At 33.0% G+C, this 23620-nt stretch carries 22 protein-coding genes; 7 read left to right on the plus strand and 15 right to left on the minus strand.

From position 1 onward, the window contains the following. On the plus strand, nucleotides 1-1658 hold a 1658-nt coding region (gene lon, locus VLB80_02010; protein HSC24971.1), incomplete at its 5' end, for an endopeptidase La. Between the two features lie 64 nt (nucleotides 1659-1722). On the opposite strand, the gene VLB80_02015 is transcribed toward lon, so the two are convergent. From VLB80_02015 to bamD, 5 genes are all read right to left on the minus strand, one after another. Then, nucleotides 1723-2670, minus strand: a complete 948-nt coding sequence (locus VLB80_02015) for a hypothetical protein (protein HSC24972.1) — start codon at nucleotides 2668-2670, stop codon at nucleotides 1723-1725. A 238-nt stretch (nucleotides 2671-2908) separates the two neighbouring features. Beyond that, on the minus strand, nucleotides 2909-3652 hold the full coding sequence (locus VLB80_02020; GenBank protein ID HSC24973.1) for a hypothetical protein: 744 nt from the start codon (nucleotides 3650-3652) through the stop codon (nucleotides 2909-2911). Nucleotides 3653-3879: 227 nt separating this feature from the next. Then, nucleotides 3880-4551, minus strand: a complete 672-nt coding sequence (locus tag VLB80_02025) for a phosphatidate cytidylyltransferase (protein ID HSC24974.1) — start codon at nucleotides 4549-4551, stop codon at nucleotides 3880-3882. Then, complete coding sequence (locus VLB80_02030) at nucleotides 4529-4891, minus strand: YraN family protein (GenBank protein ID HSC24975.1); 363 nt, start codon at nucleotides 4889-4891, stop codon at nucleotides 4529-4531. The genes VLB80_02025 and VLB80_02030 overlap by 23 nt, the downstream gene beginning before the upstream one ends. Before the next feature lie 2 nt (nucleotides 4892-4893). Further along, on the minus strand, nucleotides 4894-5751 hold the full coding sequence (gene bamD / locus VLB80_02035; GenBank protein ID HSC24976.1) for an outer membrane protein assembly factor BamD: 858 nt from the start codon (nucleotides 5749-5751) through the stop codon (nucleotides 4894-4896). Nucleotides 5752-5845: 94 nt separating this feature from the next. On the opposite strand from bamD, the gene VLB80_02040 reads away from it, so the two are divergent. After that, nucleotides 5846-7558: an ATPase, T2SS/T4P/T4SS family gene (locus VLB80_02040; GenBank protein ID HSC24977.1), complete on the plus strand. Its 1713-nt coding sequence runs from the start codon at nucleotides 5846-5848 to the stop codon at nucleotides 7556-7558. 7 nt (nucleotides 7559-7565) lie between these two features. Next, a complete protein-coding gene (locus VLB80_02045; protein ID HSC24978.1) occupies nucleotides 7566-8084 on the plus strand; it encodes a type II secretion system protein in 519 nt (172 codons plus the stop codon). Here the strand turns inward: VLB80_02045 and VLB80_02050 are convergent. The 6 genes from VLB80_02050 to bamA all read right to left on the minus strand — a co-directional run bounded on the left by VLB80_02050 (nucleotide 8071) and on the right by bamA (nucleotide 15037). Further along, nucleotides 8071-8700, minus strand: coding sequence for a cyclase family protein (locus VLB80_02050; protein ID HSC24979.1), 630 nt, complete (start codon nucleotides 8698-8700; stop codon nucleotides 8071-8073). The genes VLB80_02045 and VLB80_02050 overlap by 14 nt on opposite strands. Next, nucleotides 8700-9620: a decarboxylating 6-phosphogluconate dehydrogenase gene (gnd, locus tag VLB80_02055; protein HSC24980.1), complete on the minus strand. Its 921-nt coding sequence runs from the start codon at nucleotides 9618-9620 to the stop codon at nucleotides 8700-8702. The genes VLB80_02050 and gnd overlap by 1 nt, the downstream gene beginning before the upstream one ends. Next, the gene (gene zwf / locus VLB80_02060) at nucleotides 9608-11002 is read right to left on the minus strand and encodes a glucose-6-phosphate dehydrogenase (GenBank protein ID HSC24981.1); all 1395 of its coding nucleotides are present in this window, start codon (nucleotides 11000-11002) and stop codon (nucleotides 9608-9610) included. Before zwf ends, gnd begins: the two co-directional genes overlap by 13 nt. 21 nt (nucleotides 11003-11023) lie before the next feature. Then, nucleotides 11024-11575 (minus strand): NUDIX hydrolase, encoded by a 552-nt coding sequence (locus VLB80_02065; GenBank protein ID HSC24982.1) that lies wholly within the window; start codon nucleotides 11573-11575, stop codon nucleotides 11024-11026. A gap of 443 nt (nucleotides 11576-12018) precedes the next feature. Further along, the gene (locus VLB80_02070) at nucleotides 12019-12585 is read right to left on the minus strand and encodes a hypothetical protein (protein HSC24983.1); all 567 of its coding nucleotides are present in this window, start codon (nucleotides 12583-12585) and stop codon (nucleotides 12019-12021) included. After that, the gene (gene bamA, locus VLB80_02075) at nucleotides 12575-15037 is read right to left on the minus strand and encodes an outer membrane protein assembly factor BamA (protein HSC24984.1); all 2463 of its coding nucleotides are present in this window, start codon (nucleotides 15035-15037) and stop codon (nucleotides 12575-12577) included. The genes VLB80_02070 and bamA overlap by 11 nt, the downstream gene beginning before the upstream one ends. A gap of 215 nt (nucleotides 15038-15252) precedes the next feature. Here bamA and cysS point away from each other — a divergent pair, with 215 nt between their 5' ends. After that, entirely contained in the window at nucleotides 15253-16572 is a 1320-nt protein-coding gene (cysS, locus tag VLB80_02080; GenBank protein HSC24985.1) for a cysteine--tRNA ligase, read from the plus strand. 40 nt (nucleotides 16573-16612) lie between these two features. Here cysS and trxA read toward each other — a convergent pair whose 3' ends face one another. Further along, entirely contained in the window at nucleotides 16613-16939 is a 327-nt protein-coding gene (gene trxA, locus VLB80_02085) for a thioredoxin (protein ID HSC24986.1), read from the minus strand. A 174-nt stretch (nucleotides 16940-17113) separates the two neighbouring features. Between trxA and VLB80_02090 the strand changes: the two genes are divergently transcribed. Next, a complete protein-coding gene (locus VLB80_02090; GenBank protein ID HSC24987.1) occupies nucleotides 17114-17977 on the plus strand; it encodes a hypothetical protein in 864 nt (287 codons plus the stop codon). A gap of 49 nt (nucleotides 17978-18026) precedes the next feature. On the opposite strand, the gene VLB80_02095 is transcribed toward VLB80_02090, so the two are convergent. Further along, nucleotides 18027-18644, minus strand: coding sequence for a hypothetical protein (locus VLB80_02095; GenBank protein HSC24988.1), 618 nt, complete (start codon nucleotides 18642-18644; stop codon nucleotides 18027-18029). Between the two features lie 147 nt (nucleotides 18645-18791). Between VLB80_02095 and VLB80_02100 the strand changes: the two genes are divergently transcribed. Then, entirely contained in the window at nucleotides 18792-19481 is a 690-nt protein-coding gene (locus VLB80_02100; GenBank protein ID HSC24989.1) for a Bax inhibitor-1/YccA family protein, read from the plus strand. A 38-nt stretch (nucleotides 19482-19519) separates the two neighbouring features. Beyond that, nucleotides 19520-21262 (plus strand): cache domain-containing protein, encoded by a 1743-nt coding sequence (locus tag VLB80_02105; GenBank protein HSC24990.1) that lies wholly within the window; start codon nucleotides 19520-19522, stop codon nucleotides 21260-21262. Between the two features lie 144 nt (nucleotides 21263-21406). On the opposite strand, the gene VLB80_02110 is transcribed toward VLB80_02105, so the two are convergent. Together VLB80_02110 and VLB80_02115 are read right to left on the minus strand one after the other, a co-directional pair. Continuing rightward, a complete protein-coding gene (locus tag VLB80_02110) occupies nucleotides 21407-22159 on the minus strand; it encodes an ankyrin repeat domain-containing protein (GenBank protein ID HSC24991.1) in 753 nt (250 codons plus the stop codon). A gap of 147 nt (nucleotides 22160-22306) precedes the next feature. Beyond that, nucleotides 22307-23620: ankyrin repeat domain-containing protein (locus tag VLB80_02115; protein ID HSC24992.1), on the minus strand; the 1314-nt coding region annotated here is incomplete at its 5' end.

Below are 23620 nucleotides of genomic sequence, written 5' to 3' on the forward strand. Positions count from 1 at the left end.
TTTACTTGCGTGAGCAACTCAAAGCTATCAAACAAGAACTTGGAGAAGATGATCTTGAAGATATTGAAGACATGCGTGAAAAATTGAGTGCTCTTGAAGTTTCCGCTGAAATAAAAAAAGAGATTGAACGAAACATTAATAGACTCGAACGTACAGCCCCGGATTCATTGGAAGCAACGGTAACACGTAATCATTTAGAATGGATTTTTGCTTTACCATGGAACAATGCAACCGAGGATAATCTTGATATTACTCATGCTAAAGACATCCTTGATGAAGATCACTTTGGTTTAAAGGATATTAAAGAACGAATACTTGATTTTATATCAATACGAAATTTTAAAAAAGATGGTTTTGCCCCAATACTTTGCTTTGTAGGTCCTCCAGGAACAGGTAAAACATCTTTAGGAAAATCAATCGCTCGGAGCCTAGGAAGAGAGTATGGGCGAATATCACTTGGCGGCGTTAAGGATGAAGCAGAGATTCGCGGGCATCGCCGAACATATGTCGGTGCAATGCCAGGCAGATTTATTCAAACATTACGCAAAACAAAATCTCGCAATCCACTTATTGTTATTGATGAGTTGGATAAAATAGGCGCAGATTTTAGAGGTGATCCATCAGCAGCAATGCTTGAAGTACTTGATCCACAACAAAATAAGACATTTTATGATAATTATCTTGGTATACCATTTGATTTATCAGGAGTTATGTTTATTGCAACAGCAAATAATGCTGATATTATTTCAGAGCCATTACGTGATCGTATGGAAATTATTGAATTAAGTGGTTACTCTCTCGAAGAAAAAATAAATATTGCACGTCAACATCTGGTCAAAAAATCGATAGAAAATGCAGGACTTGAAAATCATAATATTGCTATTGCTGATCCTCTTATTCAAAAGATTATCACTAATTACACACGCGAATCAGGAGTGCGTCAGCTTGAAAGACTTATTAGTAAATTATGTTCAAAAGCTGCACGTACATTTGTTGAAACAAAACAATTTAATGGATTCTCTGTTGATACCCTTGAGGATCATTTAGGCCCATGTAAATTTATTGATGATGGAATAAACAAAGATCATCAGATCGGAATTTCGAATGGACTTGCATGGACAGTCTTTGGGGGTGAAATATTGCAAATTGAAGCAATGCTTATGCCAGGAACAGGTAAATTATTATTGACAGGTCAATTAGGAGACGTGATGAAGGAATCGGCGCAAGCAGCACGTAGCTATGCATGTGCTCATGCCAAAGATTTTGGCATTGATAATAAATTATTTACTAATTACGATCTTCATATTCATCTTCCGGCAGGAGCTGTACCAAAAGACGGTCCTTCAGCAGGACTTGCAATACTCACCGCAATGCTTTCAACATTAACAAATCGTCCAATCAATTCTAATTATGCCATGACAGGAGAACTGAATCTACGTGGAGAAGTGATGCCAATTGGTGGCGTAAAGGAAAAAATTTTAGCAGCAAAGCGCAATAATATTCCTTATGTTATTTTACCGCGAAAAAACAGTCATAATTTAGCAGAACTTGATACAATGACTGAAGGTATTGATATTATTCTTGTAGATCATGCAAATGATGTTATGGATAAACTATTAATGCCAGAGGATAAAAGTAAAAGTATTAGAGAATGTTAAAACAATAAAAAAAAGAACTAAAAATAGGCTGGAATTAACCAGCCTATTTTAGTTACTTTTAGATTTACTTTTTTTGTTCAGAGTTTATCTGTCTTACAAGTTTTTCTAATGCATCTACCTTTGCTTGTAGTTCTTGTTCATTTGTTTGAGGGTTTTTTAATGCCTCCTCTACGCCGCTCATGGCTTGCTTTAAGGCAAAGCTTACTGCTGTTGTCAAAGCCATTGTTTTTGCTATGTCTAGTGCTCTCGTAAGTGAGTCAACGGTCTGTGTAGCCAATGTATTACCGAATTTTGATGCTATAGTACTAAGCCAGCTAGGCGAGTTGGTTGTAACCTCGTCACCAACTGGTATTGTTGTTGCTGGTTCTGTTGACCTTAGTGAAGGCATATAATTCCAAATGGCGCTGCTAATATTTTTTGTTCCTTCCCATAACGATGTTACTGCAGTTCCTGCTTTTGACATCAGCGCTGTCCTATATTGACCTCCCGTCATATATTGATCTGCTGCAAGAAGGCCTACGGTTGTCACTAATGTAGCGAGAGCTATCTTTGTACTTGTTTTATATGCAGCTGATTTGGTTGCCTCTACTTCAGCTCTTCTTTTCTGTATCATTATCAAAAATTTTTCAAAAACAGCTAACTCATCCTTTAATTTTTGCTCCTCATCAATAAATGCACTGCTGTCTTTTTTATATTCTTCACTACCTACTAAGCGATCGATCCTAGCCTGTAAGTGACTTATTTTAGCTTTGATTTCTATTTCACGAAGGATAAGTTTGGCGAGACTATTATTAGCAAGGTCACTACATAATTTTTGCACAGCCTCTTTTTGTTGTTCCGGCGTCCTTGCCATTTTTAATTTTTTAGCATCATCTAATAAAATTCGTGGTGTTGCTGGTTGGGGTATTGGCATTGATTTATCTTTATCTATTGTTCGCAATCTCGCATGTGCACTATTGCCTATTGCGATAGACAAAAGCGCTATGACAAGCACGTTTATTATTTTTTTCATGAGTGAAGCTTCCTTTTTGGTTTATTACACCTACAAATATTTATCTTTACTGCTACTTTTTATAATAAATTAATTAAATTCAAATTGTCAACGATATGGTGAAAAGTAACTAAGTAAAAATAATAAAAAATAATTATTCCATTAACAAAGAAAACTAAGATAGTGTGATATAAACAGAGAAATGGATGGTATATAAAATACCACCCATTAATATATGATCAAGATATGAATTAAGAGTTTATTGTGGATTTACTAATGTAGCTTGGTCTGCCTGGAGCTTTCTTGCTCTTTCCTCTGCAGCTCTTTCCGCTACAGCTTGTTTACCATAATAAGGTATATTCGGAAGTTTTTCATAGCCAGATCTAACCACACTCTTAGCAGACTCATACGCAGGACTTAATTTCTCTCCGCCATAACTTAATCCACGACCTACCCATCCACCTTGTGATGCAGTAGGATAAGCTTGTGTGTAACCAAGCGCATCTGATACTGCAAGAGTACCAAGAACAGCTATTGCCGTACCGACAGCCCACTTAATATAACTGCTGTCTTTTTTTGTTCCTATGCTAACTTCAAGGTCTGCTCTTTCTTTTTTGAGCTGTGCCAAATCAATTTTAAGTTTTCTAAGTTCAGCAGAATCAAATAAGGAAAAATGGAAGAAGCCTAAATCTGCACTTGCAGTAGCTATTTCGCTTTCTTTAACTTTAATTTCCTGATCCTTATCTAGTATATCAATCTGTATTTGTGCTTTTGCTCGCGCTTCAGGACTAGCGGCTATTTTTTGTAATAATTCATCGGCTAACATTCTTTTTTCTTCAAGTGTTACTGCCTTATCTACTTCCTTAGTACTTTCTATAAGATCTTTTTTTGCTTCGCGTTTTGTTACTGGTGCAGATGCTGATCTTGCTCTCGCATCGATATTGCTAACCACAGCAATTGTTAATACAACAGCTGTAAGGGCTGTACTTATTATTTTTTTCATAAAACTCTCCTTTTTTGAACTAAATATATTATCTCATTTTTCCTAAGTTTAGCTGTCTAGGTTGCATGCAGTTGGCCTAGACAATGTTAAACTTATTAATTCCAAGATAAAGCAAATGAGTTCAAATTGTCAATAAATTGAAATAGTTTTTTTAAAATAATATTAAATAATATATTTTATTGAGTAATAAGAATTATATTATAACCGATTAAATGGAAGTATTGATTTTATTTTATGAGAAACTTAATGAGATAATTTTTACAAAGATAAAAAAAGAAAACGGCAAAAAGGATGCCATCAAATCTATCCAAAAAGCCACCATGCCCTGGTAACAATGTTCCAGAATCTTTTAATCCAGCACGACGCTTAAGCCATGATTCAAAAAGATCACCTGCAAGAGAAAGTAAACATATTATAAGAGTAAATACGGCAATAACCCACCAGGAAGCTTTATAGTCACGTTCAAAAATAATAAAAGCAAAACCCAGAAACGCAAAAATATAACCTCCCACCATTCCTTCCCATGTTTTTTTAGGGCTAATCGACTCACATATATAATGTTTACCAATTAAAGTTCCTGTAATATAACTGCCAGTATCAAAACTGAATACAAGAACAAACAGTATTAAAAGCAGTTCGTGATACACAGAACTATGATTAAGTACTATTAATAACGCAAAAGGCAAAATAAGATAGGGCGGCATCAAAAGCCAAAACAAAGATGTATTAATAGGAAAAAACCTTGTCCATTCGTAGACAATAATGAGAAGTAAAACAATAATTAAAACAAGAGAGAAAAAAAATGATGGTAAATAAAAATATACTCCCCAAAATCCTATTCCGAGGAAAATTCCTGTGATCAATCGTTTAAGAAATTCAGTCGAAAGTAGTAAATGCATTTGATATATACCGGAGTTCTAATGAGTTATTGGTTTCTTCTATAAGTGCCACATCAAAGCGGCATACAATATCTAAACTAGTATGCGTTGATAAATATTGCTTGGCAATAGAAATGATTTTTTTTTGTTTTGATGGTCCAATAAGTTCTGCAGGATCAATCAATGGATTACGACGCCATTTAACTTCAACAAAAACAAGTGTATCATTTTTTTGTGCAATAAGATCAATTTCACCAAATCGTTTACGATAGTTTTGAGTAATAATGGTATAACCTTCTTCTTGTAAATATCGCGCAACAAGTAATTCTCCTTCTTTTCCTTTTTGTATGCGATAGCTCATTGTCAAAACCGATCTGCCATATGTTTAATTGTGCTGTTACTATCAAGATCTGTTTGCGCTATAACTATTCCTGTTACTTGTTGCTTTTGTTTAGCAAGTTCAGCCTCCAAAGCAAAAATAGCTTGTTCAAGATCGGGAAGTTTTGGCAGCCATGTTAAACGTATGCTCTTAAGTCGCTTTTCCGCAATAGTAAATTGCCCTCTTGTTAAGTAGAAATTACATATATTACAGTCACTTGCAGCTAATTTTTCATAACATTGTGTTTGTATTTGTATCACTTCACTTTTATAGAGGATAAAATGATCTTGCTGTAAAAACAATCTGGTGAGCGCTAATGTTTCTTCTGTTTTAGTCTGATCGCGATCAATAGAAAGTGTACATGCAAATGAACTTTTAATAGATTGATAGAGTGCATATTCTTGTTTTTCGCTGCCCGGGTAAAGTTCGCAATATTGTGCATATAATTGAGCAGCTTTTTGAAATTGACCATCAACAAAAAAGAGATCTGCGATTTCCAAAAGATGCTCGGCAAGTTGTGTTATATTGGTAGCCAATTTCATCATTTGTTCGAGATATTTAATAGCAACAGAAGTGTTTCCCTTTGCCATTTGTATATCTTTTGCACAAGCAAGCGTTTCATAATCCATATCTTGGTAGGTACGATATTTATTTTTTGTTTTTATCTTCTTATTGGTAGATTTACGCATCCGTTGTTTATGTGTTTTTTTTTCTATTTGCGGAAGAGTCACGTCAAATTTTGATATAATTGCTGTCTCAGTTGCTACTAAGCTACCAGTTAAACTGATTACAATTATACATGAAAATATCCACAGAATAGTATGTTTTCTTGTTTTTATCACGAAATTATGCCTATCATTAAATAATACTTTTGATACTAGTATACTATAAAAACAGTATACTAATATCATTATAAAAGAAAAGAAGGATACGATTGTGAAAAAAAACAATGGAGAATTATTAGTTGAATTAGGTGTTGTTACCGCACAACAGCTAATGTCATGTCAACAAGAAATCGAGAAAACAGGATCGTCTATTGAAGCGTGTATACTTGAAAAAAAATACGCAACAGCTGAAGCGATAGCGCAAGCTTATGCAAAACATTCTTCTCTTGACTATATTGACACGGTAACTGATAAAACAGCCGATCTTGAGCTGTTGGCACGAGTTCCTCTTAAATTCTTACGTGATAATGAAATTATGCCTATTGTAGTTGATGGTGCTATTGTTATTCTAACAGCAAATCCCTTTAATTTTCAGCCTCTTGATGAATTAAATATGCTACTTGGTGGTAACGCACATTACGCAGTTGCAACCTCTGCGGTAATTATGAATGGAATTAATCGCTACTATCCACTTGAAGGTACCGAACGCATGATGAAAGAGCTGGAAGAAGAAGAGGATATTCCTAAAGAAGTAGCCTTTGAGGAAATTGAAGAAAAAGATATTCTTGGTATGGCAACCGAAGCTCCTATTATTAAGTTAGTGAACAATATCTTTTTTCAAGCAGTTAAACGTAACGCCTCTGACATTCATATTGAACCATTTGAAAAAGAAATTCGTGTTCGTTATCGCATTGATGGGATTATGTATAGTGTTATGAACCCTCCTAAGCGCATTCAGGGAGCACTAATCTCACGTATTAAAATTATGGCACATCTTGATATTGCAGAAAAACGTATTCCACAAGATGGAAGAATCGCTATAAAGGTTGGGGATAAACCTTATGACATTCGTGTTTCTGTGTTGCCCGTAGCATTTGGTGAACGTATTGTAATGCGTTTATTAGATAAATCTCGAACCTTTACAGGATTACAAGATATTGGATTTAGTGAGCGCGATTTAAAGGTAATTGAAGCAAATATTAGTCGTCCAAATGGTATTGTTTATATCACTGGCCCAACAGGATCAGGTAAAACGAGTACACTTTATTCCATTTTAAATAGACTTAATAAGCCTGAAGTTAATATCGTGACAGTAGAAGATCCTATTGAGTATCAAATGGCAGGTGTAGGACAGGTTGGAGTTCGTGAAAAGGTAGGCCTTACTTTTGCAGCGGCGTTACGTTCAATTTTACGTCAAGATCCCGATATTGTGATGATTGGTGAAACACGTGATCAAGAAACCGCGCAAATCGCTGTTCAAGCAGCCCTCACAGGACATCTAGTATTAAGTACCTTACATACCAATAGCGCTCCTGCTTCTATAACGCGTATGATTGATATGGGTATTGAGCCTTTTCTAATTGCCTCATCAGTAGTGATGATTGTTGCTCAACGATTAGTACGTAAATTATGCTCTTTATGCAAAAAAGAATATCAACCCAATATAGAATTATTAGAACGAATTGGTTTGTCTGCTCAAGAAGCAAAAGAATTTAAATTTTATGCTCCTGCTGGATGTGATGAATGTAATCAGACAGGTTTTCGTGGACGTGTTGCTATTTTTGAAATTATGGAAATGACTCCTGCTATTGCAAAATTAACTATGGAACGTTCTGAAACAGGTATAATTCGTGAACAAGCACTTAAGGACGGTATGATTCCTTTAATTAAGGATGGATTACGGAGAATTAAAGATGGCCTAACCACCATCGAAGAAGTTCTTGCTGTTGCAACCATAGAACAAGAAACCACCGAAGAAAAATAATTATGTTATGCATTATAAATATGGATTCACATTAATTGAGATTTTAATTGTTATAAGTCTCTTCACCTTATTGGCAACGCTGGGCGTAATGCAACTTTCATTTTTAGATGACACTATTGCTCATGCAGAAGTTACTAAATTAGCAACAATTTGCTCTTATTTACAACAAAGAGCTATGACAACTAACAATGAACATATTCTTATTTGTGATGTTCAAAACAATAAATATCATTGCAATACTCTGGTACATGAAAAATTATCCCAACGCATTACATTTGGATTTTTACCAAATGTACTTGGCTCTCCCGGATCACCATCGCATACCATTAAAAAGGCTATAACATTTCCTGATTCTTCTATTCATTTTTATCCAACAGGTATTATATCTTCTGGCACAATGTATCTCACTAATAAAACTAAAACAATTATGTATGCAATAAGTAATAAAATTTCGCAGGTTTCTCGTCTGAGGCTTTATCGGTATGAAGGAATATGGAAATTATTATCTGCTATCACTTTATCATAAGAATCGCACGTGCAGGAGCTGCCTCAAGACCAATCGAATATAACGGCAAGCAAACAAAAAAATAGTTACCCGCTTGTACATGTCCCAAACGTAATCCTTCAATAATGGCAATATCTGCTTGCATTAAATTCTCATGTGTTGGATGTCCTGGTTGACTATGCTCTATACCAAGATAATCAATTCCAACAGCTTTTATTTTTTTTTCAGCTAAATATAAAGCTCCGCTTGCTTCAAGATAGATAAAGTGAGAATTAAATTTATCAGTTGGAGACAGATCGCTATTAATGGTACGCAATAAAACAATACCCCCTTCAATGATTTTATCATTATATTCCATAAGGCAATCACGGGTAATGCGCTCTGCGCAAGATGTCATATCAAGAACAACACATTCACCAATCAATCGCTCAAGTGGCATTTCGTCAATAGTTATACCTTCCTTAAGAAAATGTGATGGTGCATCTACATGTGTTCCTGTATGTGAACTCAAATGAATAGCAGTTTCTCGAGCATTATCACGATTAAAATTTTTTAGTTCATCAATAGCAACAATTGATCTATCTTTATATCCGGTAGTTGCTTTACTAATTGGCCAACTAATATCAATTATCTTCATTATATCTCTCTTTTTTTTGTTACAGAATGACCACCAAATTTATTACGTAACATTGCAACAATTTTAGTTGCATAATTTCCACCTGTTTTTTCTGATTCTTCTCGTATCCGTAAAGATTCTTCAATTACAGAAACTGGAATATGTGACCGATGCGCTTGCTCAACTGTCCATTTACCCATACCTGTTGAAGCAACATTACCTTCAATATCTATTAAATTTTGATCTTCTTTCATAATATCTTGCACTAGTTCCAAAATCCAGGAACGAATTACTGATCCATGATTCCATACCTGCGCAATATTTTCTAAATCTAAATGTTCACTCTTAAATACACCATCCTTCAAAAGATGAAATCCTTCAGCATATGCCTGCAATAAACCATATTCAATTCCATTATGCACCATTTTAACATAATGGCCTGTTCCCGAAGAACCAATATAGGTATAACCTCCTGGTGCAGCAAGCGCGCATAATAATGGCTCTATACTATCATATGCTTTTTTATCGCCACCAATCATGAGACAAAATCCATTTTCACGACCGTGAACACCACCTGATGTTCCACAATCTATAAAAAAAATATCACTTAATGCAAGCTCTTTTGCCCGACGGATAGAATCAGTAAATTTACTATTTCCTCCATCAATAATAATATCACCAATAGTAAGCACAGGTTTTAATTGCATAATTACTTTATCAACAAGCTCTCCCTGAGGAATCATAAGCCAAAAAACATTAATATTTTTATGTGCAAAATCAGCAATGCTCGTAACAATAGTAACACCACTTTGATGTGCTATTGCACAATTATCAGCATTAATATCAAAACCAAAAACTTCAAACTTTGCATTTAACGCACGATAGGCAAGCGCCTCTCCCATTTTTCCCAATCCAATTATTGCTACTTTTATACGCGCCATTTCATTCCATTTTTATAATTATATTCTTCTTCTTCTTGCGGGCCAGTCGATCCTTTTGTATATGTATATACTGGTAGATTTTGAGCAACGACTGCATCAATCAATTTCCATGCATATTCAATTTCATCATACCGCACTGATATTGATTGCTCACCACGTATAACTTCTTCAATAAGAAATTCATATGCCTGTGGTGTTTGCAATCCAAAAAGACAGCTATGACAAAATTCCATTTCGACCGGCATAATTTGATAAGAACTATTAGGATGCTTTACATTAAGTGTTAAAGAAAAAATTGCATCTGGTGCTATTTTAATCGTTAACCAATTAGAATCAGTAGGGCACCCACGCATTAATAAACAATCTACTTGCTTAAATTTAATATAAATTACCGTCTCTTTTTTATCTAAATATTTACCTGTTTTTAAATAAAAAGGCACACCAACCCATCGTGGTGTATCAACAAATAGCTTAAGTGATGCATAGGTATCAATTTGAGAATCAGCCTTTACATAAGATTCTTCTTGATATCCATCATATTGACCTAAAATTCCATCCACAAATTTTACTTTTTCTAATACCCTTGCTCGCTCTGCACGAATAAAATCACCGGTCAATTTTTCAGGCGCCTCCATACATACCAATGCAAGCAACTCCAACATGTGATTCTGTACTACATCACGCAATGAACCATACAAATCATAATAACCACCACGTCCTTCAATACCACTGCTTTCACTTAAAACAATTTGTACCTGATCAATGTATCTATTTGACCACAGAGGCTCAAGCACGCAATTAGTAAAACGAATCATCGCAATGTTACTTACTACCTCTTTTGTTAAATAATGATCAATGCGATAAACCTGAGACTCATTAAGTGTATTCTTAATACATTCATTAATGAGATGCGCCGACTGTAAGTCATGACCAAATGGTTTTTCATATACAACTCTATGCCACAATGCATCATCATTCTCATGACGTTGTAACAAGCCAGCCTGTGCACTATTATGTGTAATAGGACAAAAAAAATGAGCTGCTGTTGCTAAATAAAAAAGACGATTATTTATAACGCCATGTCTTTGCTCGCATTCTTCTACAAAAAAACGTAGCTGTTCAAAATCATCATATTCAGAAAAATTAATTTTTTTATAATAGCTACTCTTACGTAAAATATCCCAATAATGCTTATCGCTATCGACAACAAAGGGTTGTGCGGCTTCAATCATCTGATCTGCGGTGCTATCATCAAAAGCTGCTCCAATTATAATTACCTTTTCTAATTTTTTTTTCATTATACAACGATATAATGCAGGGATAATTTTACGTTTACTCAAATCTCCCGTCGCGCCAAAAAGAATAATCGTTACATTGTTCATAATTACCTCAATCCTAATAATCTACCAGGGATGATTAATCCATTTATTAAACATACGAACTACTGATGGATTATCTGATGGTAAATCCTGAATGTTTTTTGTAACCCATGCAAGAGCATGTGATTCATCACTAACAACTATTTTTTCATCACTAATAACTTGTAAAAGAAATCGAATATCATAATGATAATGTGCTTTTTCCTTTTTACTCTCAGGATTTTCATGCACATCAATATCAAAAATAGTTGTAGTTACAGGCCTTATTCCTATAATACCGGACTCCTCTTGCGCTTCTTTAATAGCAACACTGAGCACATCCCTATCACCATCACAATGACCACCAAGCTGTATCCACATCCCCAATTTTCTATGGTGCGTTAATAACGCATGGGTATTATTCTTATTTAATAACCAACACGAAGCTGTAATATGACCAACCTCTAATGAACGTTCAAAAGCATCGGGATAATGATCAAGAAAAGTTAATATACGCTCTTTAGATTCTTTTTCTGCATTGTTATCAGGAGAATACAACCCTAATAACTGCTTTAAAGTGACAAATGATTTTGACATGACATCTTTGCATAGTAACGAATTTTATAATTATTATTTATAATCAATGTATAAAAAAATTAACAATATTATTGTACCTAAAGAAATGTTAACTCACAACAGAAGAGAAAATAGCAGATTATTTTAAAGGAAAAACAGCACGAGCACATTCGCTTAATTTTCCTAAAATAATTTCCATTCCTTCTCAACATTATCACATGCAATTTGAGCAGGCTCAACATGTATATATAATGCTTTGTACATACCTTCATTCAGCATTCAGCTCATTAACAAACATTTGAATTGCGGTTGTTTTTCCACCTTGACATGGGGCATGTAAAATAAAATATTTTTTTCATCAATAAGTTGCCGTATTTCAGCTTCATTTAATCGATAAGGAAATAATAATGTTTTATTAGGTTAATTTGCCCAGCCGTATTGAAGTAACGTATGTAATTACTTAATTATTTAATTATTTTTAGGGGAGGAACTTCATTTTTTTTAATATATTCATCTAAATTCTTTGCAAGAGCTTGATAGCAATCTGAACAATTAGGCTCATTGAGACGCCTGCACAAGCTTATCTCTATTTCAATATTTGCATAATTATTTTTTAAGTCTAATTCGATTTTTTTTATTGACTGATATCTGTCACGAGAACCACCACGTCTTTCTTTGCTATAAGAATAACCGTTGTAACCAATAACAAATTCTTTCCCCTCAAATACATCTAGTTGACTTGAGCAATCTGTTGTTGCTCCGCACCAGTTTTTATTACGTTCAAATTCTTGTTGAGACTGACAATTTTTTAATTGTTCTTCATCGGCATCTTTTTGTAGTTGTACTTTTCTAACTTCTTCTTTTACTAATAAAATTTCTTTGGCAAGAACATTCATAAATGCTTCTATTTTTTTTTGATTTTCCTCTATTGATAGTACCTCATCAGGCAATGTACTACTTACAATAAAAATAGATAATAGTAATAACAATTTTTTGATAAACATGATAACCTTTATTTTTTTACCAATCATATGACATACCAAAATGCACTTCAGATGCTGATTCACTTCTATTTGGGTGAAGTTTATTTTTACGAGGATCAATTTTAAAACCCCAATCAATATTAACTGGCATAGGCTGTAATAATCTAACACCAACACCAATTGCATGACGATAGTCAAAATTATTGCCAGTCACGCTTCGTTTATCAGCAGTAGTAACATACGGATTATCAAAACCAGTTCCACCATCATAAAATACGACCGCTTTCATATTCATATCCGGTGTTATTGGCGCAATAAGCTCCGCATTCCAGAAAAATGCTTTGGAGCCACCAATTGTATCACCCAAAAACTGTGGCCCTATTTGTCCAAATAGAAAACCGCGAACACTATTTTGCCCACCGATATGGAATAAATCACCAAAAGGTACTGTTCTATTTTTAAGTGGTGATGAGAGGCCAAAATAACCATGTAACCTGAGCACTAGATCATATTCGGAAATAAGTGGCGTAAACCAACTTGCATCAAGTTCAACTTTATAAAAACCAATATTATTACCAAATGTAGGAATTGCGACCTTAGTAGAAAATCTCCACTTATGTCCCCACATTGTATGAATAGGATGGTTACGTGTATCTTGCTCCATCTTACTTGATACAAATGCAAATGTTCCTGGTGTAAATTCTTTATTTAAAATTTGTTGATATTGCGCTCGTTCTATAGGATTTTCTAAAAGCGCAATAGCTGGTGCTCCGTACTTAATGTCCTCTACCCCTGAACTGAAAAGAATATTAACATCATGAAAAAGATGATTTCTCGATTGTGTGATACATCCAAATGTTACTGATCCACCCGTTAGTTTTTGATGAACTGTTCTGACATGTCGTAATTCATCATAAATAGGACGTCTATGATAAATATCAAATGCTCCTAAGATTGGTTTATCAAAAAGCCACGGTTGCGCTACATGTAATACAGCTGTTTGCTCATCTTTTGAATATGTTGTGCTTATATTCAAATGCACTCCACTGCCAAAAAGATTGGTATCTGATAATTCAGCCTTAACTGACATGCCTGAAACCGGCGATTGCCAATCTGCTCCCGAACCACCAAAACCAAGTTGTGCGCCAAAGTGACCTGTTTTTGTTTCTTTTATCATTAAATCAAGATCAGCTTCTTCTTTATTAAGACGGCGAATCTTCCAATTAACTCCTTCACGTGGATCAAAGTAACCAAGCGATGCAACATTCCGTTTTGAAATATTCATTCTGCTTTGTGTTAATAATTCGCCTTCATCAAGAAGAATTTTGCGACGAATAATCTTATCACGCGTTTTAGTGTTACCACGAATAGTAATTTTATTAAGATACACTTGATCACCAAGCTCAGAGAAAAATGAAATAGACACTGTTTTACTGTCTTCATTAGGCTGTATTGATGGTTCAATGTGTGCAAAAATATAACCGTAATCGCCCCAAATCATCTCAAGTCGTTTAATTGAGTTAGTTATACCTTCACGAGAATAATACATACCAGGACGTATTGGTAACATTGCAAGTAAATAATGTTCAGATACCGTTTCAGTTCCAGGCGCACTGATTTTATCAATAATATATTGATCACCTTCTTCTATTTCAAAGGTAAGAATAATATTTTGTGTCTCTGGATCAATGGTAACGATGGTATCAACAACTTTTGCATGCAAAAAACCATTATTTTGATAAAATTGTTCAATAAAATGTTTATCACCCTCAAGACGATCTGGATGATAATTACCAGACTTATCCAAAAAACTAAGCAACCAATCTTCTTTAGTAAGAGCAACTGCCCGCAATTGTTTACTACTAATTGATTTATTCCCCGTGAAATTAATTTGTTTAACAGTTGCTGCAATGCCTTCATGAATCGTCAGAATTGCTGTCGCACGATTATTATCATCAAATAATAATTCTGTTTCAATATCTGTTTGATGATATCCCTTTTCGAGATAGATTTCTTTAATTTTATTAGCGATAATTTTTAATTCTTCAGGATCAATTACTGTTATCTCTTCAAGATTAATTTTTTTGGCGATCTCTTTTTCAGATACTTTTTTATTACCAAAAAAATTTATTTTCTTGAGTTGAGATTTCTCTTCAACAAAAATATGTAAATTTATATAGTTAGTCCCAACCAACTCTCCCATAACTTTTATTGTGCGAAATTTTTTAAGATTATAATAAAGATTATGAATTAGTGTTCTTGTTTTACGTGAATCAAATAGTTCACCTCGTTTGTAGGGAATATTATTTTTAATAGCATCGTCTGAAGTGGCATTATTACCATGTATAACAATATCATTAATACGTCGAGTTTCTTCTTGTGCCTCAACAGCAAGAGCCGTAGGCGCGCTTGCTTTTAGTTGACAGTTATCGCTCAGCATAAGCAGAGCAAGCATGACAACACAATAACTTGAAAGTCCTTTTTTTACTTTTTGAATCATAAATAATCCCGCTGCTCAATGTTGCTTTTTATTGATACAATAATTATGAAGAATTAATGAAACATACTACTGATTTTTTAATTTTTTACTAGGGCAGTTCATTGTGTTGATCAAATTATTTGAAAATTGTTATTTTTTAGTGTTAAAAAATAAAAAAAGTTGTGTTAAAATAAATAAAAATGACTAAATGTTAAAAGAGAATATAAGACTATACTATGAAATTAACTAACACTCTTACCGGAAAAAAAGAAGATTTCACCTTTAATAATCCAATCAAAATGTATGTTTGTGGTGTTACACCTTATGATGATGCACATATTGGTCATGGCAGATGTTATGTTTCTTTTGATATCCTGATAAGAGTTATTCGTTTTTTTGATGGAAATCTTATTTATTGCAGAAATTTTACTGATATTGATGATAAAATAATGAACCGTGCAGAAAAAGAGTTTGGTGATCGCTTACGATATCGCGAAATTGCCGACCGTTATATTAATAATTTTAACCATGATATAGATAAACTTAATTGTCTACGGCCTGATTATGAACCACGAGTAACAGATGCTATTTCCCAGATTATAGAATTTATACAAAAACTTATTGATAAGGGCGATGCATATCAATCGGGTAACGATGTATATTTTTGTATTGAAAAATTTCCAGATTATGGCAAATTATCAAAACAAAAAATAGAAAGTCTATATGCGGGAGTTCGCATCGACATTGAGAAAGAAAAAAAGAACCCGCTTGATTTTGCATTATGGAAAGGTGAACCAGATGGAGAGTTTTGGATAAGTCCATGGGGCTATGGACGTCCTGGTTGGCACATTGAATGCTCAGTCCTTGCCCATATGTATTTAGGTGAACATATTGATATCCATGGCGGAGGACTTGATCTTATTTTTCCTCATCACGAAAATGAAATTGCTCAATCAGAAACTTTATTTGGCGCACCATTTTCACATTTTTGGCTTCATAATGGCATGGTTAATAGCAACAAAGAAAAAATGTCAAAATCATTAGGTAATTTTTTTATCTTACAAGATATATTTAAATATTTTGACCCTATGGTAGTTCGTTACTATTTTTTAATGCATCATTACCGTATGCCAATTGAATTTTCTTTTGAAGGCTTACAAAATGCACAAAAAAGCTATGAGCGGTTAATTCGTTTATATAATGTTGATTGTTCTCATATTAATTTTTCATCATATGATTCTACAATAATTGATCGCATTCTATTCTTTTTATCCGATGATATAAATGTACCGGGAGCTTTAGGAGTCATTTTCGAAAATATGACCGAAATCGCTGATAATAAGAATGAATTAGCTGCAACAAAAAACATACTACGTACTGTTTTAGGTTTAACATTACAGCAACTACCTCTACAAAAAATAGAATTAACACCTCAAATTGAGATATTAATTAATGCACGCAATAAAGCGCGCAAAGAGAAAAATTGGATATATGCCGATGAGCTACGTGAACAATTGGAAACTTTAGGAATTACTATCCAGGACGAAAAAATTTGATTTTAATAGTTTTGGGTTCGCATATATGCGAACCCTTATTTTATCGTGCAAATGCAGCAGTAATTTTTTCAGAGATAGTATCTTTACTCATGTATCCAGTTTCTTTACCTTTTATAATGCCGTCTTTGATAAAAACAAAGGTAGGAACAGAAGTTACACCATATTCTTTAATTGAGATGTCACGAGCTTCATCAACGTTAAGTTTCGCAAATTTGTACCTATCACCAAATTCTTTTTCAAGCTCTTCAAATATTGGGGTCATCTGTTGGCATGGCCCACACCATGTTGCATAAATATCTAGTATAATTGGTTTATTTGATTGTTTTATTTCAGTCTCGTAGTTTTCTTGAGTAATTGATATAGCCATTGGTTTCCTTGTAGATAAATAAATATTAAAATAATAAAAAATATAATAACGTGTAATTGTTGCGATAACAAGCAATAAAAAAATTGAAGATTAGATTAGTTATGATATACTTTCAAAATGAAACAATTATTAATAGCAAAGCGATTTAAATAAATATTTTTATTAGGAAATAGTATGCAGAAAAAATTATTACTTTTTTTTATGGTGATTTATTGCAATGCAATTCTTGGTGATGAATCAAATGACAATAATCCTAAGATTCATAATCAGGAAAATGAAAGTAAAGAACAAGAAATTAAAGATAAATTCATACAATTGGTAGATGAAAGCTTTGGTCATCCAAAAGATATATTAGCTGCTTATGAAGAAGAATTACCACGTGATTATAAAAATGCATTGATTAAAGATGTTAGTGCTGAACAAAATGCTATTGAAGACTTATTTACTTCTAATAAAATTAAAAACGATATTGATGCAATCAAGCAGCGTCAATGCTTCGATGATACTTTAGTTGGAACGGGAGGTATATTGGGTGGTGCAGGAACCCCTCCTACAGAAAAATCTGTCAATGGACAAATACAAGCGCGATGGAATAAACTAAAAGATGACAAAAATAAAGTTAATACTGAAACTAGTGACAAATTCAATGCATATAAAAATACATTTGCAACTAAAATAATTAATGTATTAGAAAAAAAATTGCATGATCGAGCATATGTTATGGAATCAATGTATTTAGAATCCCTAAAAATATGCGGTCTCGATCCTGATTGTTTGATAAGCAAAGGAATTAATTTACAAGACATTAAAAACAAAAACTTTTTCCCCAAAATATATTCTAATATGTTTGATGAAATAAAAAAAATAGTTGACGAAGAAGGATTACCGATAACTAAAGAAGAATTAATTAATGTTTCTGCACTACATAATGCTACTAAAAAATATGTTGTTGCTTACAATATAGCAAATACCAAAATACATAATAAACTTAATGGTATTGTAGATATCGACGATTCAGAAGAAGATAAAAATGAGTAAAACTAAATAATAGTTTGCTTACAAAATAACTATAAAAAATCCCTCCGAATTATTGGAGGGATTTTTTATAGTTATTTTTTTCTGGAGAACAGGTGATCGATTGATTCTTTGTTTCTGGTCTACACACAAAACCTTCTATGGTTAATTTTTTTAATGCGGATAAAGGTATTATTTTTTTTTGTGATTCTGCAGTTACCTCATCGCAATGGATTTCAGTTTTACGTTCTAAAAGCAATGACTTTTTTAATTTATCTTGATAGGTAATTTTTAATTCAAGATATTCATGTTTTTGTTGATGTTCCTTTTTTTGATATATCCAGATAGTTTCAGGTGATGGAACTTCTATCTGTTTTACATCTTCAAGCTTAATTGTTGTTTTTGCAAAATCTGTGGTTGGATTCTGTTCAAGTTTTATTTCCAACTGTTTTGTATCATTATTAATAATCGCCTCACCGTGTTGTACGGGAGTATCATACATAATGATATCTTTATATTTTTCCTGAATAGAGATATTTTCAACAGTATACTCTTGTCCTTGGTGCGTTATGAGTTGCCCAAAAAAATTAATCGGTTGTTTAAAATCTTTTGTTGTTGATGATCCAAATGATGTAGATAGAATTGTATGGAGAGAAAATAATGAAGAAATGAGTATAAGGACGTAAATCATCTTTATTCCTTTAGTTTGCGTATTCTAGTTCTTTTTATCACAATAAAGCGCAAGCGTATTATGTGCTCTGCTAAAATCATTGCATAATTAGTTACATATTGCATAGAGTAGAACCAAATATGTTAATAAAAATAAAGGGGTAATGGCATGTTTTCAAATGGATATGAACTTGATCAGCGTCTTTCATCATTTATGGCAAGCGTCTATGGATGGATGAGTTGTGCATTAGTTTTAACAGCAGGAACAGCGTATTATATTGCAAGCGTACCAGTAATTTTTACGTATATTTATACACATCCATTTGTATTAATTGGTTTACTAATTGCCCAATTAAGTTTAGTAGTTTCTATAACATTTTTTCTACATCGTATATCATTTATTACTGCATTAATTCTTTTTCTCTTGTATGCGATAACTCTTGGTATAACATTATCATCTATTTTTTATGTATATACTGAAAGCTCAATTATTTCTACTTTTCTAACAACATCCTTAATGTTTGGTGCAATGTCATTATATGGATATACAACAAAAGCAGATCTAACATCTATCGGTAATATGTGCCTTATGATACTTATCGGACTAATTATTGGTATGTTTATTAATATAATTTTAAAATCTGTACAATTTGATTACGTTCTTTCTGGCATTGGCGTCATAATTTTTGTACTTTTAACAGCTTATGATACGCAAAAAATAAAAATGCTTGCGCGTTCCATGTTTGTTGATCAGACTCTTGCTGCTAAAATTAGCTTGATAGGAGCATTAACATTATACCTTGATTTTATTAATATTTTTCTTTTTCTTTTACGGTTTATGGGTCAACGTCGTGAATAATGTTGTTATTAAGAATCAAAATAGCAAGGGAGCTGGAGATGAATCAACGCATTATAGGATTATCTTTAACGGTTATCTGTTTATTAGCAGCTTTGATGTGGTTAGATAAAACATTATTTGCTGCAGCAAATGGTAGTAGCCTAAAAGAAAAACATACACATAGATCTAATACAAAAATAAAAAAAGTCCCTAAACAAGAAAATATTATTATTGCTGATGATACCGAAGATGAAATAGCTACAGATGAGTTTGATGTTCAACAAAAACAAAAAGAAGTTCGTAATTTACTTGATCGTGGTATTGAATTTTGTACAAATAATACATTATCTACCATCTGTCATGCCTTTACTCATACAAAGGATTTTATTGAAGGCGAACTCTATCTTTTTCTCCTTGATACAAAAGGTGTAGTCTACGCTCATGGCGAACAAGAAGATATTCTATGGCAAAATCTATGGAATTATCGCGATAGATTTGGTGCATTAATCATGCAATCGATAGCTAAAACAGCCAAAAGTGGATCGGGTTGGTTAACATACGAATGGTGCGGAGCAGTCAAAGTTTCCTTCATACAAAAAATTACCATTCAAGACAAAGAATATATTATTGGATGCGGATATTATCCGCATTCTAAGAAATACGCAACTATTGGTCTAGTTAAAGGTGCTGTAAGCCTATTTAATCAGGATGTTGCTGCAGGAAGATCTATTGACGGCGCATTTAGTTCAATGGGATATTCATTAAGCGATCGATTTATCTATGGCGATCTTTATTTATATGCACTTGATTTTAATGGATTAATTCGAGCTCAAGGTGAAGAAGGTGGCCTTATTGGTGTTAATGCTTTGGAGTATAAAGATTCAAAAGGTAAAGCTGTTAATAAAGAAATTATTGCAAAACTTAAAACAAAAGACGAAGGTGAAGGAGTTTGGTTTGAATACACTTCGAAAAATGCATTAAAATATGCGTACGCAGAAAAAGTCAAAGATAATCAAGGAAATTATTATTTTATAGCCTGTGGTTATTATCCCGAAATAGATCGTGATAAAACGGTTGATCTCGTACGTCGCGGTTATCAATATATGAAATCTAATGGTGTCTCTGCCGCCAAAAAAGAATTTAGTGAAAAGGGGATTAATACTTATCACTTAGGAGATCTTTACTTATTTGTCTATGATATGAAGGGTAAATGTATAGCACATGGTGGTAATAGTTCATTAATTGGTCAAAATCAATTTGATGAAAAAGACCAGGATGGTCGATACTACATTCGCGAAATGATTGATCAAGCAAGGGCTGGCGGTGGTTGGGTTGATTTTAAAATAAAAAATTCTTTTCAGTCAACATATATAGAAAAAGTTGATATGGGAGTTGATACCTATTTTATTGGTTCAGGAATGTTTCCTGTTACTAAACCAGAGACAATGGCATTATTAGTAAAAAGTGCTCTTGGGTATTTACATACGCATTCAGAAGATGAAACATTTGCAAAATTTGTGGATCGTAAAGGCGCATTTATACGAGGTGATCTTTTTATTTTTGCATTTGACTTTGATGGTTATTGTTATGCATGGGGCGATAATTACGAATTAATTTGGAAAAACATTATTGACTGGAAAGATGACGAAAATAAATTATTTATTAAAAATATCATAGAAGGTGTATCGCAAGGACCAGATCATTTTGTTTATAAATTTAATAAAAGAATGCGTGTTGATTATGTAGAACAGATTGAAAAAAATGGCAAAAAATATTGCATAGGTTCTGGATTTTATAAGTAATTTTATTGCGTAATATGTACGTGATCCTTTCTCTATATTTGTTATTTAACCTACGGTTTATCGTAGGTTAAATAACAAATATAATTTTTAACGTACATTCAATAGAAAAATCAAACTACAGTTTCCAATTCACTCTAGATAATTTTATATATTGCGGAGGTTTATCTTTTCCGCAATCCAATCCGGTACCTTAACACCAGAAGACAAAAGTACATTAATCACTGGGTGAGATGCAAGTTTCCATTTTAATGTAGCAAGAACAATTGGCGTATCGCCTTGCCCATCTGTCGCTTCAATATTTGCTTTATACTTAATAAGCAATTCTATAATGCTTATATTGCTGCCCATTGCCGCACAATGTATTGGTTGATAATTATTAGGATAATGCATTCTTTCGCAACGCATATCCTTTTTTGCTATATCCTCTTCTTTTTGATGAATATTAGCACCAGCTTCAAGTAATAGCGCACAACTTCTAAAATTGTTATTTCTCACCGCGGATGAAAGTGGAGTATATCCTAATGGTTTTTCAATATAATTTAAGGCTGCACCTTTATTAATAGCATGTTGTACCAAACAAGGAACGCCGGCCTGCACCGCTCGCATAAGAAAAATATCTTTGTTCTTATCATCAAAATTAAAATACATTACTAAATCTTCAATTGAGGAACATTTTTTACATGTTAATTGTAAGGATGCGCATATATCTACTATCGCACGAAAATTAATGTGATCTTTTTGCCACTCATATGTGTGTACTATTATTTTTTTTTGTATTTCATCAGGAAACATAAAAAAAGAAGGTGATGCTTGTTCGATATCCATTGTATAGGAATGATACAATGTGCTTAATAATAAAAATAATGTAAAAATACGAATAACAGATATAGCTTTCATACCATCCTTTTTTTGATATATTTTAATGAAATAGTGAACGATATCATACAATAATGTCAAAAAAAAACTATATTTTTTTATTGTCCTTTTCATTATCAATTATGTATGTTCGATACAACAAGAATAAATCAATCTACTAAAAATTGTTCACCATATTGATCTCACAACATTCCAACAATTAAAAAGAAAATACTTACTCCTCCACAAATCTTTTTTACACAAAGCACCATGCTTACGTAAAATTTTTGTAACTTCAATGTTGTTCAATTTAACTAGATCAAGAGGTGTTTTATTGTCATCATTAATACTATTGATATCAACTTCTTTTCTATTTACTAATAATTCAATGATTACTGTATCGTCGAATTTTACAGCAATATGTAAGGGAAAGTTACCATCTATATTACATTCATTGATTAAATATGGACTATGCTCTAACAATAACGTAACAATTTCAGAATACTTATTTCGACATGCAATAGAAAGTAATGTTTCACCTCCTAACATTTTTAAACTTGTATCAATATTCTTATAACCGAGTAAATGTTCCGCTATTTTTGTGTGACCCTTGTATAAAGCAACATAAAGTGGCGAACAATTATCGTAACATATATTTATTGCGTCTGGATTTGCACGGCATAATATTTTTACACAATCAAGATGTCCCTGTTGTGCGGCAGCGTAAAGAGGGGTTCTGTCGTCGGTAAGAATATCGTTTATATTTTTATCCATTAAAAGAAGTTCTACTGCATGCGTATTTCCATTAGAAGATGCAGTAAATAAAGGGGTGAATTTAGTTTTAAATAGCCAATTTACATCAACTTTTTTGTTTGCAAGTAAAAATTTTATAACATCATTACATCCATGCTGCGCTGCCACGTATAGCGCAGAAGGTTCTTCAGGATTTTCCGAATTAAAGGTGATAGTTTTTTGCGCAGCAAGAAGCTTTACAATTTCAATATAATTTTGACGAGAAGCTAGTGCAATAGGTGTCATTTTATATATATTTACTGTATTAAGTTGTTCACGTATTGTTTCTTCTTTAAGAAGAATCTCAAATATATTAGCATCTCCTCTTGTTGCGGAGATATGAAGTATATTATTATTGTTCCAATGTTCACAAATATAATGTTGTTCATAGTTTTTTTCTTTTATGCATTTCTGTAAAGCCTGAATATCTTTGGTAAAAGTTGCAATAACAAAGAGTGGTATTATAGGAGCATTAACCAAAAGCGCGCTGCCATAAGATTGTAAAAGTTGAATCATGTGAAAATCATTATTGTGCTGTGCAATTTTTAATGGATGAAGTTTTAAAGAAAGATTTTTTGCATTAGCATCAGTATCACATTTAAATAGATTTTCTACCGTTTTATATTTTTTTCTTTGCACCGCCCATAACAATGCATATTCTTTTTGTTTTTTGGTCAAAGAATATGAATTACAAGAAAGAATTCTATCAAG

The organism is Candidatus Babeliales bacterium, from assembly GCA_035455925.1.
Lineage (GTDB): Bacteria > Babelota > Babeliae > Babelales > Vermiphilaceae > SOIL31.